Here is a 16,970-nt window from a genome sequence, read left to right as displayed (position 1 = left end):
AACAGTGTCCTGCTTTATGGCCAAAGCTCATAGGTGTCTCGAAAATGGGCAATGCAGGTCTTGTTGGCAATGTCGCGATCAGCCCCCTCAATTTCGGCCTTGTGCAAAGCATCAGAAATGCCTGCAGGCGTGTGTTGAGTGTCATGCTGATCCGCCAAGGCCCAAATTGGCACGCCCATCCGGGCCAAATTACCGGAAAGCCATACATCGTCCACGGCCCAGATCACTTCGGGAATATCAAAGGCCGCATCATCAAAGAACTCTGGCCGCATCAATGCGCCGCCAAACCCTTCAAAACAATCCACATAGCCAGACTGGCTAAAGGTCACCCGCGTGGGCTCACGCAAATATTTGCGTTCAACAGGCGGGAACAGAAACTCCCAAATCATCTTGGCCTTAAACTTGAAATCTAATGCCCGCGGTTTGCGCCTTGCGCGAGGTTGGGGACGATTCAGCATCTGGCTTTGGCCGTACCGATCGGCCTCGAAACCGGCAATGGCAATACAGGTGTCGGGGTGTTCAGCCCGCGCATCCAAAAAGGCCTGCGCCCAATGAGACTTGTAACGCCGATCATCATCACACAGCAGAATATCGCAATCCACGCCCCGAAATTCCTTGGTGGCATAAAGCACCTTGGTCGCAGGGCCCAGATCCTGCGAAACCCGCCGAATTTCAACGCCTTCCGGCACTTCTGGCAAGGTTCCATCCCAATCTGGAAACCGCCTGTAATTCTCTGGAATATATAGAATAATTCGGTCAATCTTGGCCGTTTGACTTAGCAAACATTCCAAAGTCGGACCCAGTTTGTCGAACCGTGTAGGGATGGAAGAAAGTGACACGATCAGCATGAGTGCATGGGCCTCTTGAGGGGGTTGCAAAGCAAAAGTACAACCGGAAAATGGTGACCTCTATTAAGCAGAAGGCACCCTGCACCGCAAGCTTCGCTTACGCATGGGCGACGGCGAAGGCCGAGAACGTTTTTGGCCCCCTGACAGTCAGATTTCCGATTTATGCAAACCGTATGTCAACGGACCCAAAAGCTCCAAAATCCGCGTGGATGTCTGTCCCGGACGGGCATTCGACCGGGCGGATAAAGCTGCCTGACAGGATCACCTGACCGGGTTCAATGCTTTGGCCATACTGCGCCATGCGCCGCGCCAGCCAGACCACACTTTCCACCGGATCGTTCAGCACCCCTGCACCCAGCCCGGTTTCCTCGATCTCTCCATTGCGGAAGGTCAGCGCACCGACCCAGCGCAGATCATGATCTTCAACACCGTGTTTTTCACGCCCTAGAACGATACCCGCATTGGCGGCATTATCGCTGATTGTGTCATAGACGGTGCGCACCTTGCCTGTCTTGGGGTCTTGCCGTTGAATACGTGTGTCGAGAATTTCAATCGACGGCGCCACATAGTCTGTCGCAGCGATCACATCCGCTCTGGTGATGTTTTCGCCACCCAAGGGTGCTTTCATCACAAAGGCAATCTCAGCTTCGATCCGGGGTTGGACAAAGCGCCCAGCGTGCACGATCGCACCATGCTCAAACAGCATGTCATCAAACAGGATACCGCTGTCAGGAATATCGATGTTCAGCGCGTATTGCATCGCCTTTGAGGTCAGCCCGATTTTCCAGCCAATCACCTTTTGCCCCGCGGCAAGCTTGGCGCGATAGATCGCGTTTTGCACCTCATAGGCATCGTCCATGCTCATGTCCGGATGGCGCAATGTCAACAGGCCAATCTGCTCGCCAGATTGCTCTGCCGCCAAAAGATCAACGGCAGCTTGGGCGTGATCTTCCGGCGTCATACCACTTCGTCCTCGATACCATTGCGCAGCGTGCCGATGCCTTCGACCTCGATCTCGACCACATCGCCGGGTTTCAGATACTTGGGTGGATCAAAACGCGCGCCTGCGCCGGTTGGCGTGCCGGTGACAATGATGTCGCCGGGTTCCAGCGTCATGAAAGTCGAGATGTATTCAATCTCGCGGCGGATCGGGAACATCATCCGGTTCAGCGTATCGTCCTGGCGTACTTCGCCATTCACACGGGTCACAATGCGCGCGTCATCCAGCTGTTTGGCTTCAGTGAAAGGTACCAACCAAGGGCCAATCGCGCCCGAGTGATCCCAGTTCTTGCCTTGGGTGACGTTGAATTTGGCATGGCGCACCCAATCGCGAATGGTCCCTTCGTTACACAGTGTTAACGCAGCGATATGATCATAGGCGTCTTCCTGACTGATCCGACGGCCTTGCTTGCCAATGACGATGGCCACTTCGCCCTCATAGTCTAATGTATGGTTTTCCGGAGGACGTACCAGATTGCGACCATGCCCAGTGAACCCGCTGGCAAAACGAGGGAACAGCGACATATATTTCGGCTGAGCACTCCCATCTTTGTACTCGGCATTACGATCCGGGAAATTCACACCCACGCAAAGGATGCGTGGCGCGTTCGGCATCACCATCTCATAGACAAAATCGACATGTGTGACCGCCTGCCCTTCAGCGGCTTCGGTCAATTGCACCAGACCATTTGCAGCCACGGCATCATACAGCGTGGTCCACTGTGGAAAGGCGTCATTCAGGGCAATCATGCCCTCGTCAGTGACCGCACCATAAAAGGTCTGTTCATTAGCGGTGTAGGTTGCAAAACGCATTGCTTACTCCTCGTCGGTGGGCCCAATGCCACCCCTGCACAGATATTTCGGGGCCATGACGCCTTGGCCATCAGACACCGACGTTTTACCGACGTAAAACAGAAGGCTATTTTGCCACCGCAAAGACCAAAATCCCCGCAGTGGCCCTGGAATTATAAAACCGGGAAAATGACATTTGTCTGGCCGGTTCCAGAGGATGGAAAGTATGGTGTCACCACTTCGCATTTGGCGTCATATTTATCCCAGCCCAACGCGCCATATAGCATTGCCGTGTCATGCATGGACCCTTCTCCACAGCACAGTTCCGCATAGTCGCCCAGCATCTTGAGAAAAGTAGCATGGTCGCCGTTTTCCCACAATTCAAGCACACGCAAGTCCATCTGGCGATTGAATTCTGAGCTGATGGTGAAAGTGCCATTGTTGGCGGCGTAATCTTTGTTGGCCCAGATCTTGTGGCTGAGAGAGCCTGACGCGACCAAGAGAACTTTTTCATCGCTGGCTTCAATCGCTTCGCGGATAGCTTCGCCTACAAGACGGCTTTCATCATGTTCATGCACCGTGGCCCAGGCCGCGATCGACACGACCTTCATGTCGTGTTCACGGCTCATGAACCGCATCGGCACCAGGGTGCCATATTCCAGTTCAAGACTGTCGAGATGGTGGCACAGCGTATAGGCTCCCTTGTCCGAGGCGATCCGTGCAATATCATCACCCAAACCGGGATTGCCATCGTATTCATAGGGCATATCCTGAATGAATTGCGGAAATTCATTGGACGTAAACAACCCTTTGAAACGGTCATTTGCATTGATGTGAAAGCCTGCGTTGATCACCCAATGGGTGTCGCAGATGACAACCGTGGTTGCGCCTAGCTCTTTGGCACGACGGGCAATTTCAGCGTGACCGTCGATGGCTGGCTGGCGCTTGCCTTTGACCCGACCTTCTTGTTCAGACATCAGCAATGTCGGCACGTGGGTCATCTTGGCCGCAAGTACGAGTTCTCCCATGGTGTTCTCCTCCCTATTAACCTTACGCGCCGAGGCGCATGATTTTGTGTTGGCCGGTGGCAAATCCAATGTGCTTTTGTTCCATATAGAATTCAAAACTCCAATCGCCGCCGTCACGACCAATGCCGCTGGCCTTCACCCCTCCGAACGGGGTTGGCAAATGGCGCACGTTTTCCGAGTTTACCCAGATCATGCCCGCTTCAAGACTGTCCGTAAACCGCAAGGCGCGGGTCAGATCGTTGGTCCAGACATAGCCGGTCAGCCCGTATTGAGTGTCATTGGCCATTTCCAACGCCTCTTCTTCTGTGCTGAAGGGAATCGATGTCAGAACCGGGCCAAATATCTCTTCCTGAGCGATACGCATCTTGTTATTGGCGTTGGTGAACAAGGTCGGACGCACAAAATACCCTTCATCACCGACTTTGACGCCGCCCGCTGCGACGGTCGCGCCGTCTTCTTTGGCGATGTCAAAATACGAGGTCACTTTGTTGTAGTGTTCCTCGGTTACGATCGGGCCGATTTCGGTGACTGGGTCCAGCGGGTGGCCGACCTTGATGTTGTTCACGCGCTCAACCAGTTTGGTTTCAAACTCTTCGCGGATCGTGTCTTGAATCAACAGGCGCGAAGATGACGTGCAGCGTTCTCCATTAATCGAGTAGATCATGAAAATCACCGCATCCAGCGCACGATCCAGATCAGCGTCGTCAAACACGATAACAGGGTTTTTCCCACCCAGTTCCAGATGCATGCGCTTGAGCGTATCGGCGCCCTGCTTGGTGATGATCGATCCCGTGCGGCTTTCTCCAACAAAAGCAATCGCCTTGATCGCGGGATGTTCAGTCAGACGTTTGCCTGCATCGTGGCCATAGCCGTTCACTGTGTTCAGAACACCGGGCGGCAAACCTGCTTCTTCAGCAATCTCAACCAATAGACGCGCAGTCAAAGGACTGTCTTCGGCTGGCTTGTGCACAACCGTGCAGCCCGCCGCCAACGCGGGCGCGATCTTCCATGTAGACAGCATAAACGGCGTATTCCACGGCGTGATGACACCGACGGGGCCGATAGGCTTGCGCGTGGTAACATTCATCAGCGTTGGCGATTGCAGATGCTGACCATCACGGGACGCTGTCACCTGATCGGCAAAATAGCGGAAATTCTCAGCACCGCGCAGCGCAGCCTTGGACATGAAACGCAATGTCTGGCCTGTGTCCCAGCACTCACAAAGTGCAATCTCTTCGGCGCGCGCCTCAATGGCATCGGCCACTTTCAACAGAATCTTCTTACGCTCAAGTGCTGGCATGTCGCGCCACGCCGGAAAGGCATCCGCCGCCGCCTTGGCCGCCGCGTCGACATCAGACACATCGCCGCGCGCTACATCGCAAACCACACTTTTGTCCACCGGCGAGATCGACTGAAATACACCTGCTGATCCAGCACAGTCTTCTCCGGCAATGCGGTTCATGATGCCGGTGTTCTTGAAACGGCTCAAGTAGCCATTCAACTTTTCGATATTGGCGCTCAGTGCGGCCATTCAGGTGCCTCCAGATGAGAACGGGCGTTTGGATTCAAAACAAAGATCGCATTCAACGGTGCTTTTATCCGGCCCGCTTCGGGATGAGCGATGCTCTATGACGACCTAAACAAGTGCAGGTAATCTCGGCATAACTCCAATTGATCTTTATTTAACTTGTTAACTAAAATGATATTAGTTAACTACCGGCTTAGCTGTCAAGTTCTATTCTTGTACCAAACTCGTATCAGAGTGGTCAAAGAGCAATCGAATAAAATCAATTACTTGACGCCAAATTCCAGAAAACCCCTACCAACACAGAGATCAGCTTCCCCTCTGCTAGTATGGCATCATAGTCTGAATTTCCTCAAGCCGACATCCAAAGATATCAGCGTGAAATCGCCTCACAAAGCTTCGACAAAGCCAACACAACATCGGCCATATAGTCGTCGTCATACCCGGCTTCGTTCTCCAACACACTTTGGAAGGCGCATGAAATCTCATTTTCACAGTCCACCAAAAGGAACTGCCCGCCGTAACCTGCGTGGCCCAGAAGCTGACCGTTTGTCATGGTGTGGTTGGAGTACTTTAGCCAGTCTTTCGGAGGCGACATTGGCAAAGCCGCCCGCCCCAAGGTTGCGTTCAGAAATGCCTGGTTTGCAAATGGCTTGCCGTGAACGTCCAGGCCTTTGCGCGCGAAGAGCAACCCAAATCGTGCGAGATCGCGCGCGCTCAGGCACCCCCCACCGGAGAACGCAGGCATTTGATCAGGTGACAGACTGATGTGGAAGGCCCCTTCGTAACCCGCAGCATCGGCGATTGCCTCGATTTCAACCTTCAGGTCATGTGGACAAACTTTGTGGCAAATCAGGGTCAGAACATCGGTGTTGGCCGACTTGTATTGAATAGTCTCCATCGCCGTCTCTGGCCGATACCCCGAAATACGAGAAGCGAATTCGGACAAAGAGATCTCGGCCACACCGTCCTCTGGCAGCCGCCAGCCCAGCGCGATCTCTTCAGCGTAGCAGTCCGAAAGCGGATCGCTGTAGTCTTCGGAAAAGTCGTTGTCGATGGCCATATCCAAAAGCCGCTGCACCGGGGCATCCGCATATCCCGCGCCGATCTCGGGGAGATAATGGCTGACGGGTTGCTCTAAATCCAAGAGCCCCTGCGCCACCAGACGACCAACGATCAAATGGATATGCAGTTTGGTGACAGACTGGATCGAGTGAGGTTGGAGCACCGAAAAATCAGAGGCGCATCGTTCGAACACCACGCGATTGCCCTGAACACAGATCAACGCAGAAAACGCCGGGTGACTGATGAGGTCATTCAACCCTTCTACGCAGTTTACGAGGTCTTGTGGATCGTCGATCAGCTCCATCACATGGCGCGATCGCACCATATGCATACGCCGCATGAGCTTGTGGGCATTATGAAACCCGTGGCGGCGACGCGCGGGCTGGTTCCAACGCTGCTTGTTATCCTCACCGACTCGAAGGTCAGGGTTCACATGGACGTCTTGTTCGGACATCACCGGGTCACTTCGTGGATCAGAGCATCCACCGCGACAATTCCACCTGGATAGACAAACATCGGGTTCACCTCAATTTCCGCCAAACTATCACTGTGTTTCAGGAACTCTTGACACAAATTGTGCAGGCTTGCGGCAATCCTGTCCAAATCGGCACTTTGACGTCCGCGAAACCCATTCAGAAGATGCCCGGCTTTCAAGCCGGTGATCGCGATTTTGATGTCTTGAACTGAGCAAGGCAGCAACAGGGTTTGTGCGTCTGCGATCAGCTCAACCAGAATACCGCCACTTCCCAAGGTGAGTGCGGAACCGAACTGTGGGTCCCTGCGCAAACCAACAATCAATTCGGCCAGTGGGGGGGCTGACATTTGTTCAACAAGGAACCAGTCCGTCACAGCTTTGGGCGCAAAAGCGGTGACACTCGCTCGCATGTCCTGAACGGCTTTCTCCAACGCGGCTTCACCCTCGATACCCAGCGTAACGGCGCCCGCTTCGGTCTTATGGGCGAGGTCGGGGCTCATCATTTTAAGGGCAACAGGATAACCAATCTCACCGGCGACCTCTGCCGTTTCATTGGCGCTGACACACCGTCCAGCGGGCACCGCAACACCCGCATTGGCCATCCAGACCTTGCCTTTGTCCTCCGTAATCATGACGAGGTTTTTAGCGTCAGCTGCAGCCTGTAACGGTTCGGGTGGCGACTGCAGAATGCGCTGTCTGACTTGGTTCCATTGCGCGGCCTGTTGCATGGCATTCAGCGTCTCGTGGATGCCCTGCATCGGCGCGACACCTTCGGAAATCAGGAACTCACGGGTTTCGGGATCAATGTTTTCCGGAAGTGTTGCGCAAATCGCGGCGGGAATTCCCAATTCGCGTGCGGCGCGAGCAAAAGCGCCAGCATCGTTTTGGTAGTAGATTTTAGAGTCGTCAATGCTCGCAGCGGGATAATCCTGCACCAAGACCGCCATCTCCACGCCAGAGTCTTTCATCGCCTCCAGAAAGACGGGATAGGTAATTTCAGGTTGCCCCCAGATCGGCGTTGTATAGTCCAGAGGGTTTGACACAGTCGCAATGTCGGGTAGTAGTTCCGTCAGTATATCAAAGGTCTGTTCAGCAATGGGTGGAAAGCTCAGACCAATCTTTTCGCTATGATCCGCAAGCATTGTGGCACCGCCCCCGGAGCACGTAAATCCTGCCACTCTTGTCCCCTTGGGTGCGTCGACAACGCAAAGATATTTGAGCGTTTCGAGCATCTGCGAGGGGTTGGATACGCTGATCACCCCAGTGCGGTCGAACAGCGCCTCGTAGAGTTCGTTTGATCCTGAAAGCGATCCGGTGTGGCTGATGGTCAGTGCAGAGCCAATGGTGGAAGTCCCGGTTTTCAACGCGACAACCGGCGTGTTATTTTTTAACGCCTTCAGCGCAGCCCTTTCAAAGTGCGGGATGTCGCGCAAACCCTCAATGTGCAGTCCAATAGCCCGCACAGCCGGGTCGTCGCTCAGCACATCCAAATAGTCTTCTAGCCCCATAACCGCCTGATTTCCTGCAGAAATCATATAGGCCATTGGCAATGAGCGCTGGCTCATGGTGATGTCAGACGAGAACATACCAGACTGCGTGATGATCGCCGCGCCATATCCGGGCGACGAACCACCGTGTTCAAAAGGCCATAACGCGGAATTGCCGAGGTAGTTGATAACGCCGTAGCAATTGGGGCCGATCAGGGCCATGTCTCCGACGGCACCCTTCAATGCTTCTTCTGCCGCAACACCTTCGCCGCCGGCCTCTTTGAAACCTGCCGCATAACAGGCAATGCCACCTGCCCCCATATCAGCCAATTTCTTAATCGCTGGAACCGCAGCCTTAGCCGGAATAGCCAAAAATACCGCGTCAGGCACGCCCGGCAAATCATCCAAAGTCGGATAACAAGTCAGCCCCGCCAGCGTCTCACGTTTGGGATTAACCGCCCACATCTTTCCTTTGAAGCCACGCCGGCGGGCCTCTTTAATGGCAGTGATCGCGTCACTGCCACCGACAAAGGCAATCTGGTCGGGGCTTAAAAGCCGGTCAAAATTCCGGCGCTGAGCGGGGGTCATGCGCCAAGTGGCCTGAGGATCGAACGCGTGATGATGTGGCGCTGAATTTCACTGGTGCCATCCCAGATACGCTCAATACGGCTGTCGCGCCACAAACGCTGGATCGGCAGCTCTTCCATGAGCCCCATGCCACCAAAGATCTGCACCGTGTCGTCGGCCACTTTGTTCAGCATCTCCGAGCAATAAACTTTGACCATCGCCGCGTCCTGATCTTCCATCATGCCCGCATCAGCGCGTCGTACCGCATCGGCCACCAAAAGGTCAGCGGTACGCAGACCGATGGTCATATCCGCCAGCCGGAAACCCGTGGCCTGAAAACTACCAATCGGTTTGCCAAACTGTTTACGGTTCGCAGCCCAGTCGGTGGCCAGTTCCAGCATGCGTTCGGCTTTGCCGCAGCACGTGGCACCAACCCAAATACGACCCATACCCAACCATTGCCCGGCAAGATCGAACCCTTTGCCCTCTTCACCCAAGACCTGGCCTGGCCCAAGGCGCACATCTTCAAAGATCAGCTCATAGGTTTTGTATCCCCGGTTCGACACACATTTGTTGCCTTCGCGGAACACCACACCGGGCATGTCGCGGTCTACCAGAAACGCGGTGATCCGTTTGCGGCTACCGCGCGGGGTTTCGTCCATACCCGTGACAGCAAACACAATCGCAAAATCCGCCATCGTGGGGGCCGAGATAAAATGCTTGGAGCCGTTCAATATCCAGTCGTCGCCATCACGGCGCGCATTGGTTTTCATGCCCATCGCGTCTGATCCGGCCTCAGGCTCGGTCAGTGCAAACAGCTCGCGTTTTTCACCAGTGACGCAGGGCGCCAGATAAGTGTCGATCTGATCGCCCGCGCAAGCCATCAACAGCTCAGTAGGGCGTGCAATCCACGAATGCAGCGCATGGCTGGTGCGGCCAAACTCACGCTCGACCAAGGAAGACTGCGTATAATTCAGACCGCCACCGCCAACGTTTTCGGGTAGGTTCGATGCATAAAGGCCAAGTTCTTTGGACTTGGCCTCAATCTCGCGGCCAATCTCTTCGGGAACCTCGCCCAATGTATCAGTCACCTCTTCGTGAGGGATGACGACGTCGGCGATAAAACTACGTACTGTGCTTTGAAGAAGCTCGTCTTCATGCGAAATGGTCATGTTCATTTCGGTCTCCGGTTAAGCGGTGTCTTTGCTGGCGTTGCGTCGCGACATGTAAGCCGAGAACGCAAACGCAAGGATGGTGATGGCGATCAGAACCACGGCAGCGGCGGCCACGGTCGGATCGGTGTTTTCCCGGATGCCGTTCCACATGCGGCGCGGCAGGGTGTAGACGCTGAATTTGGAGATAAACAGCGTCACAACAATCTCATCCCAACTCAGGATGAACGCGAACAAGGCTCCGGCAAAAACACCCGGTTTGACCGACGGCAGGATGACCCGCCGCATGGTGGTCCAGTTGGACGCACCAAGGTTTTTGGAGGCTTGCTCCAGCTTGGGATCAAAGTTTGCCAGTGACGCACTGACCGTGATCAGAACCATGGGCGTGGCCAGAATGGTATGCGCCAGAATAAGGCCGATATAGCTGTCGATGATCCCCATCGGTATCCATAAGCGATAGAAGGCCATCGCCGAGATGATCTGCGGGATGATCAGCGGCAGGAGCAAAAAGGCGCGCACGACCTCGCTGTATTTAGAAGACACCCGCCATAGGCCAATCGCGCAGAGTGTGCCAAGTGCTGTGGCCAACAAGGCGGTTGAGACACCAATCACAGCACTCTGGAAAAAACTCGACATCCATTCTGGGCTGCTAAACAGTTTTTCGAAGTGGCGCAAAGACAGCTCGCCCTTCGGCATCGACAAAAAGCGTTTGGGCGTCAGCGAAACTGGGATCGCGATCAGAGCCGGAGTCACCAGAAACATCAGCAGAACCCAAGCGCCTGCGCGGTTAAAGTGAGAGAACAATCCGGTTTTCATCACGAACTCCCCCCGAAGACGGTGCTAAGCTTCATAAACCGCGACATGATGTAGAGCATGGCCAGCACGCCAAAGAGCATCAGCCCGGCCAGCATTGCAGCGGTGCCCCATTTCAGCGTCACAAGAAGCTGCACAGAGATATATTCTGCGATCATCAATACCTTGCCGCCACCAAGAACTGCCGGTGTGACATAGAACCCGAGGCTGAGGATGAAAATCAAAAGGGATGAGGCGACAATGCCTGGCGTCGTGAGCGGCAGATAGATCCGCCAGAACGTCTGAGAACCCGTGGCGCCAAGGTTGCGCGAGGCATTCATGACGCGCATGTCCAGCGACTGCATGTTCACAAGCAGTGGCAGCACTGCATAAGGGATCATGTAGTGAATCATACCGATCAAAACGCCCAACTCGTTGCGCATGAACGCGATTGGTTCGGCAATAACGCCCATTCCCTCAAGCGCATTGTTGACCAACCCACGGTGGCCCAACAACATCAACCATGAAAAGGTACGTACCAGAATAGATATCCAAAAGGACACTAACAGCAGTGTCAGCATGTAGCTCTTTTGCTTTTCATGGCAGTGAACCATCGCATAGGCGATCGAGTAGCCTAGAAACACGCTGCCGACGGTAGTGATCAGACAAATGCGTATCGTGGTCCAGAAGATGCGCAGCAAAGAGTCGCTTTCAAAAAGCTTTTGATAGTTGCCCAAACCCGGCTCGGGGTCAGTCACACTAAGCCAGAGAATGTTGAGGATTGGGCCGAGGTAAAGAGCCGCAACCAGCAACAGGAAAGGCGCCACAAGGGCCCAACCGGGATGAATATGTCTTCTTAGCGCACTCATGAGGGCCGTGATCCGCAATCTAAGGAAAGAGGTGCCTGCCCGAATTACTCCCGGGCAGGCCGAGGTGCGATCAGCTGATCGCTTCGAGGAAGGCGTTTACAGCATCTCCGCCATTTTCGCCCCACCATGTTGGGTCATTGAAGGCGACGCCATCGATGTTCATAGCCGAGGTGATGGCATAAGGTTGCTGACCTTCTGGGATGCCATCGAAGGCTGCCGGGTTCGAAGGCGTCATGCCAAGGCAATCGAGCAGCTGCAACTGAGCATCCGGGTCCTGCGCCTGAGCAATGAACTTCATGATCTCTTCGCGGCCCGCTGGGTTGCCTTTTGGCACGATGTACGCACCCGGCATTGCCAAAGCTTGGTTCATCACCAATTTGTAGCGACCCTCAGTATCTTCTTCGATGTTACGGCCACGGTTCTGCCAAACCATACCCATGGTAACTTCGCCGTTCACGCACATCGAGTGCGCTTCAGAACCAGAGCCCCAGTACAGGCTGTCGTCCTTCATGCCTTTGATCTTGTTCAGGGCACGATCCATATCCAGTGGATACAACGCGTCTTTGTCAACACCATCCGCCATCAGAGCTGCCTCAAGCGAACCGTTGGCCCATTTGTAGAGCGACCGCTTGCCAGGGAACTTGGCTGTGTCAAAGAAATCAGCCCATGAGTTGGGTGGATTGTCGCCATAAGCTTCGGTGTCATAAACGAAGGCATAGCCATAAAGGATGATCGAAACGCCGTGATCCAGCGCATAGTTCGGCAGGGTTTTGTCTTTGCTGACCACGTTGTAGTCGATCGCCTCAAGATGGCCAGACGCCCCAAGCGCAACAGCGTCAAACAGGTCGGCATCGCAGACGTCGGCAGTAACATTACCGCTGTCGACCATCTCTTTGATTTTGCCCTGCAGAGGGCCGGATGTGTCAAAGCGCAGTGGCAGGCCGCCAGCAGCTTCGTGCGGCTTGCCGATCGCGCCGCCATGGCATTCTTCGGACTGGCCACCCCAGTTCCACATTACAATGTAATCCGCTGCGGCTTCGGCACCGCCCGGAAAGCTTGCCGCGGCAGAAAATCCGGTCATCGCGCAAAGCGTTAGAAAGGTCCTGCGTTTCATCTTGCCTTCTTTAAAGGCCTTTGCGCCATCCACGAGTGTCTCGCGCATAAACTGCTTGTCTTGCATAGTCAGTCTCCTTGTTGGTGTGCCGGTTCTTTTCCAGCATTTGAAATATGACGCCTTTTTTGACGCTCTATTGGGTGATCTTCTGGTTATCCCTCAAGTTTTACGGCTGCGCCCTTATCCCAGTAGAGGTCAGCACTCTGACCTTCCTCAAGAGGATCCCGGTTGCGCCAAGAATCGATATCGACCTCTAGCTCCTCACCGCCATTGGTCAGGAACATGATCCGCTGCATCGAGCCGAAATACGTAATCGACTGGATTGTGCCGCTAAGACGTGGCTCGCCCTCTCCTGTACCGGAGGCGCGGATGTCGATCTTCTCTGGGCGCAGCGCATAGACGCCGTCTGCGCGTTGCAAAAAGTTGCTTTTCCCGAGGAAACCCGCGGCAAATTCATTGGCCGGTTTCTCGTACAATTCATAAGGTGTGCCCACCTGTTCAATCGCGCCGTCGCGCATGATGACGATGCGATCAGACATCGATAGGGCTTCTTCCTGATCGTGGGTCACATAGATGAACGTGGTTCCAACGCGCTTGTGGATGTCTTTCAGCTGATCCTGCACTTCGACGCGCAGCTTCTTGTCCAATGCCCCAAGGGGTTCGTCCAACAGCAGCACCGGAGGTTCAAAGCACAGGGCGCGCGCAAGGGCGACACGTTGCTGTTGACCACCCGAGAGCTGCCCGGGCTTACGATCGGCAAAGTCAACGAGTTGCACAAGATCGAGCATTTCATCGACCTTTTCGCGGATTTCTGCTTCGGGGCGTTTGCGCACGCTCAGGGCATACCCAATGTTGTCCCGCACGGTCATATGGGGGAACAGAGCATAGCCCTGGAACACCATACCAAAATTGCGTTTTTCAGCTGGTACGCCCGAGATCGAGGTTCCATCGAGCGCGATATCGCCTGAGGTGATGTCGAGAAATCCGGCAATCATCATCAAAAGCGTTGTCTTGCCGGAGCCTGATGGGCCCAAAAGGGTCAGGAACTCGCCGCGCTGAATCTCAAGGTCGACCCCGTTGACCGCGCAAAACGTGCCAAAAAACTTGGATACGTCGCGAACCTGAAGGCTGCCTTTGTCGCTATTGGCTTCAAACATGTTAGATCTCTGCTCCGCGCAGCTTCAGTTTGTTGCGCGCTTCCTGTGGTGTGATCGCGCGACCGCCCATACGTTCAATAATCTCGACCGCACGAGTAACGAGTTGACCGTTTGTGGCCAGAACGCCGCGATCCAGGAACAGGTTGTCCTCCAGACCGACACGCACGTTGCCACCCATTGCAACCGCAGCAGCAGCCATCGGCATCTGCATGCGCGAAATGCCAAACCCGGCCCAGCTGGCGTCATGCGGCAGGTGGTCCTTCATGACCTTCATCGTGTCGACGCTCTGATCCGCGCCCCATGGAATACCCAGACAAATCTGGAACATGGGTGGGTCCGCGATCAGGCCTTCCTTGATCATCTGACGCGCAAAGCGAATGTGGCCCAATTCGAACACTTCCAACTCGGGCTTTACGCCCCATTCCCGCACCTTTTCGGCCATGTAGCGCAAGGTTGGCGGGGTCGAGATATAGATATTGTCGCCATCGCCAAAATTCAGCGTACCACAATCCAGAGAACAAATGTCAGGGCGGCATTCTTCGATGTGGATCAGGCGCTCTTCGGCGCTGATCATGTCGGTACCGGGACCGGGCATCGCCGGGTTATCAGCGTCCTGAATCCAGTCGCCACCCATACCTGCGGTCAGGTTGATCACGACGTCTGTATCGCTGTCACGGACCCGATCCACCACCTCTTTGAACAACTTCGGATCTCGCGACCCCTGCCCTGTTTCCGGGTCACGTACATGGATGTGCGCCACCGCTGCTCCGGCCTTGGCGGCTTCAATAGCGGCATCCGCCACCTCTTTTGGTGTGACAGGTACATGCGGGCTGCGATCAGTAGTGGCCCCTGCTCCCGTGACCGCACAGGTCACAACAACATCGTAGTTCATTGGCGCGTTTCCTTGTTCTTTCCTCCATTGTTGTGAACGAGACAACAAAAAAATTGTCGAATATTCGCCTCATATTGCTTAATAGTGACGAAATAATGCACCAATTTGATGATTCTGCAGAAAGAATAAAATGGACCTGAAACTAGATCAGCCCATGGAGCGCGGCGAGACTCACATGGTGTTTGTGGTCATACCCCGATTCAATTTGGGCACTTTGGTCAACATGATCGAGACCATGCGCATCGCCAACTACCTGTCGTCGCAAAAATCTTTTTCGTGGGAGATCGTGTCCTTTGACGGCGCACAGGTCATCGCCAGTAGCGGCCTTTCGGTGACAGCTTCGACGGACACCGAAAATATACGCTCTGCGGATTATGTGTCCGTTCTGGCGAGCTGGGGGGCCGAGCATTACAACAACCGAAATCTGGTATCGTGGCTGCGCAGACGGTCTCGTCAGGGGGAAACGATTTGCGCTGTCGAATTGGGTTGTTACCCGGTTGCAAGGGCCGGTTTGCTGGCCGAAAAAGAAGCAACAACCCACTGGTCCTGGATGAATGGATTCAAGGAAACTTTTGACAATATCGACGTCAAGGAACAGGTCTTTACCACCAACAATCGCGTTCTGACCTGTGCCGGCGCGATGGCCGTTGTCGATATGATGCTTTACATCATTGAGATTATTCACGGTAGCGCCTTTTCAGGTGAAATTGCGGACCAGATGATGGTGCATTCGATCCGCGAAAAATCCGCACCACAGCGGCGCACAATGGGGCATGGCACCGTGACCCTGCCTCCTGTCATACGCGAGGCAATCGCGCTGATCGAACGCAACATCGAGGAACCGTTAAGCGTACCTGAGATTGCAGAAGCTTTGGGCGTGTCACAACGCCAGCTAGAGAGGAATTTCAAAAAACAGATCGGGTGTACCGTCGTTCAGTTTGGCCTTTTACTCCGTCTGCAAAGGGCACGTTTGCTTTTGATTTCAACGAATTTGAGTGTCCGTGAGATCGCCACAGCTTCTGGGTTCAACACCCTGTCGCATTTTGCCTATTCGTTCGGCAAATTCTTCGACAGGCGGCCATCCGAGTATCGCGAAGCCTGGCCCCAGGACGAATCCGCACCTAGCTGGCCGGGAACGCTATCGGAATTCATTGCGTCCCTACAGCTCAAACAACAAAAGAAAAACGCCCTGTAACCGGGTGTGGGCACAGGGCGTTTTGGTTCTGCTTAAGAGGGTCACCCGTCGTCGCGAGAAGCCCTAAGCGCATTCAGCAACGCCACGATCTCTTTGTCGCGCTGCGTGGCCATATCCGAGAAATGCTGGTCGCCCGCGATGTCGTTGCAGCCCTCGACCATACGGTCCCGTAGCTCTTGCGTCAGCTCCGGTGCCTCCAGCCGGGTCCATGGCAGCTTGAGCGCCGGGCCAAACTGATCAAGGTTCGTCGCCATGCCGCCCTCGCCACAGGCGACGTGGAACGCCATGCACTGACCTTGCGCCATCATGCGCGGTGCGGGACCGTTCATCAGGGCAATGTCGATGTCTTCGGGCGTTGCCTCGCCATTGGCCACCATATGCAGCGCCTCGCGCCACAAAGCCTCTTGCAGGCGCGTGGCGACAAAACCGGGGATTTCCTTTTTCATCATCAGGGGTGCTTTACCCGCGATGCGATAGAACTCTCCGGCCCACTGAACCGCTTCGGGCACAGTGTTGTCTCCACCAACGATCTCGACCAACGGCAAGAGATAGGGCGGGTTAAACGGATGCCCGATCACCGTGCGCTCAGGGGTTGCACATTTGGCCTGAATGTCACTCATCATCAGACCCGAGGTCGAAGACCCTATGACCACATCCTTTGGCACAACCTCACCCAGCCTGCGATAAAGCTCTTGCTTCATCTCAAGGTTCTCAGGCGCGCTTTCCTGAATAAAATCAGCGCCTTCAACAGCCTTTTCGATATCCGTCTCAATCGTCAGCCGGTCCAGCGAGGCGCCTTCGGCAAGGCCCAGCGCGGTCAGGCTGATCCAGGCCGTGTCCAAAATGGTACGAAAGGCCGGAATTTCCGCTTCGCTGTGCAGATAGGTGGTGACGTCATAGCCGCGCGCCAGAAAATGCGCGGTCCAGCCCCCCCCGATGGGCCCGCCGCCAATACTGGCGACGCGCTTAACGTCCTTCGGTGCTTTGAACATG

The 16,970-nt window shown here is 54.8% G+C and carries 15 protein-coding genes; 1 reads left to right on the top strand and 14 read right to left on the bottom strand.

The annotated features are described in order from the left end of the window. Positions 1-14 precede the first annotated feature (14 nt). From BUC32_RS01655 to BUC32_RS01595, 13 genes are all read right to left on the bottom strand, one after another. Positions 15-848, bottom strand: a complete 834-nt coding sequence (locus tag BUC32_RS01655; protein WP_073248782.1) for a hypothetical protein — start codon at positions 846-848, stop codon at positions 15-17. Positions 849-1,008: 160 nt separating this feature from the next. Beyond that, positions 1,009-1,809, bottom strand: coding sequence for a 2-oxo-hept-4-ene-1,7-dioate hydratase (gene hpaH / locus BUC32_RS01650; RefSeq protein WP_073248780.1), 801 nt, complete (start codon positions 1,807-1,809; stop codon positions 1,009-1,011). Then, positions 1,806-2,660, bottom strand: a complete 855-nt coding sequence (locus BUC32_RS01645) for a fumarylacetoacetate hydrolase family protein (protein ID WP_073248778.1) — start codon at positions 2,658-2,660, stop codon at positions 1,806-1,808. The genes hpaH and BUC32_RS01645 overlap by 4 nt, the downstream gene beginning before the upstream one ends. A gap of 152 nt (positions 2,661-2,812) precedes the next feature. After that, positions 2,813-3,667 carry a 3,4-dihydroxyphenylacetate 2,3-dioxygenase gene (gene hpaD, locus BUC32_RS01640; protein WP_073248776.1) on the bottom strand — a complete coding sequence of 285 codons (855 nt, stop codon included), beginning with the start codon at positions 3,665-3,667 and terminating at the stop codon, positions 2,813-2,815. A 22-nt stretch (positions 3,668-3,689) separates the two neighbouring features. Further along, positions 3,690-5,198, bottom strand: coding sequence for a 5-carboxymethyl-2-hydroxymuconate semialdehyde dehydrogenase (gene hpaE / locus BUC32_RS01635; protein WP_073248774.1), 1,509 nt, complete (start codon positions 5,196-5,198; stop codon positions 3,690-3,692). A gap of 367 nt (positions 5,199-5,565) precedes the next feature. Continuing rightward, positions 5,566-6,711, bottom strand: a complete 1,146-nt coding sequence (locus tag BUC32_RS01630) for a serine hydrolase (RefSeq protein ID WP_073248772.1) — start codon at positions 6,709-6,711, stop codon at positions 5,566-5,568. Continuing rightward, positions 6,711-8,807, bottom strand: a complete 2,097-nt coding sequence (locus BUC32_RS01625; RefSeq protein WP_073248770.1) for an acetate--CoA ligase family protein — start codon at positions 8,805-8,807, stop codon at positions 6,711-6,713. The genes BUC32_RS01630 and BUC32_RS01625 overlap by 1 nt, the downstream gene beginning before the upstream one ends. After that, entirely contained in the window at positions 8,804-9,964 is a 1,161-nt protein-coding gene (locus BUC32_RS01620; protein ID WP_073248768.1) for an acyl-CoA dehydrogenase family protein, read from the bottom strand. Before BUC32_RS01620 ends, BUC32_RS01625 begins: the two co-directional genes overlap by 4 nt. 12 nt (positions 9,965-9,976) lie before the next feature. Next, positions 9,977-10,774 (bottom strand): ABC transporter permease, encoded by a 798-nt coding sequence (locus tag BUC32_RS01615; RefSeq protein WP_073248766.1) that lies wholly within the window; start codon positions 10,772-10,774, stop codon positions 9,977-9,979. Next, positions 10,774-11,619: an ABC transporter permease gene (locus tag BUC32_RS01610; RefSeq protein WP_073248764.1), complete on the bottom strand. Its 846-nt coding sequence runs from the start codon at positions 11,617-11,619 to the stop codon at positions 10,774-10,776. Before BUC32_RS01610 ends, BUC32_RS01615 begins: the two co-directional genes overlap by 1 nt. 70 nt (positions 11,620-11,689) lie before the next feature. Continuing rightward, complete coding sequence (locus BUC32_RS01605; RefSeq protein ID WP_073248762.1) at positions 11,690-12,799, bottom strand: extracellular solute-binding protein; 1,110 nt, start codon at positions 12,797-12,799, stop codon at positions 11,690-11,692. Between the two features lie 86 nt (positions 12,800-12,885). Beyond that, positions 12,886-13,890, bottom strand: coding sequence for an ABC transporter ATP-binding protein (locus BUC32_RS01600; protein WP_073248760.1), 1,005 nt, complete (start codon positions 13,888-13,890; stop codon positions 12,886-12,888). 1 nt (position 13,891) lies between these two features. Further along, positions 13,892-14,782: a BKACE family enzyme gene (locus tag BUC32_RS01595; protein ID WP_073248758.1), complete on the bottom strand. Its 891-nt coding sequence runs from the start codon at positions 14,780-14,782 to the stop codon at positions 13,892-13,894. 130 nt (positions 14,783-14,912) lie between these two features. Here BUC32_RS01595 and BUC32_RS01590 point away from each other — a divergent pair, with 130 nt between their 5' ends. Next, on the top strand, positions 14,913-15,977 hold the full coding sequence (locus BUC32_RS01590; protein ID WP_073248756.1) for a GlxA family transcriptional regulator: 1,065 nt from the start codon (positions 14,913-14,915) through the stop codon (positions 15,975-15,977). Positions 15,978-16,018: 41 nt separating this feature from the next. On the opposite strand, the gene BUC32_RS01585 is transcribed toward BUC32_RS01590, so the two are convergent. Beyond that, the gene (locus tag BUC32_RS01585; RefSeq protein WP_073248754.1) at positions 16,019-16,969 is read right to left on the bottom strand and encodes a 3-hydroxyacyl-CoA dehydrogenase NAD-binding domain-containing protein; all 951 of its coding nucleotides are present in this window, start codon (positions 16,967-16,969) and stop codon (positions 16,019-16,021) included. Position 16,970: the final 1 nt, after the last annotated feature.

The organism is Shimia gijangensis, assembly GCF_900142085.1.
GTDB lineage: Bacteria > Pseudomonadota > Alphaproteobacteria > Rhodobacterales > Rhodobacteraceae > Shimia > Shimia gijangensis.
The sequence above is the reverse complement of the archived record's forward strand: the minus strand, read 5'-3'. Positions and strand labels throughout refer to the sequence as shown.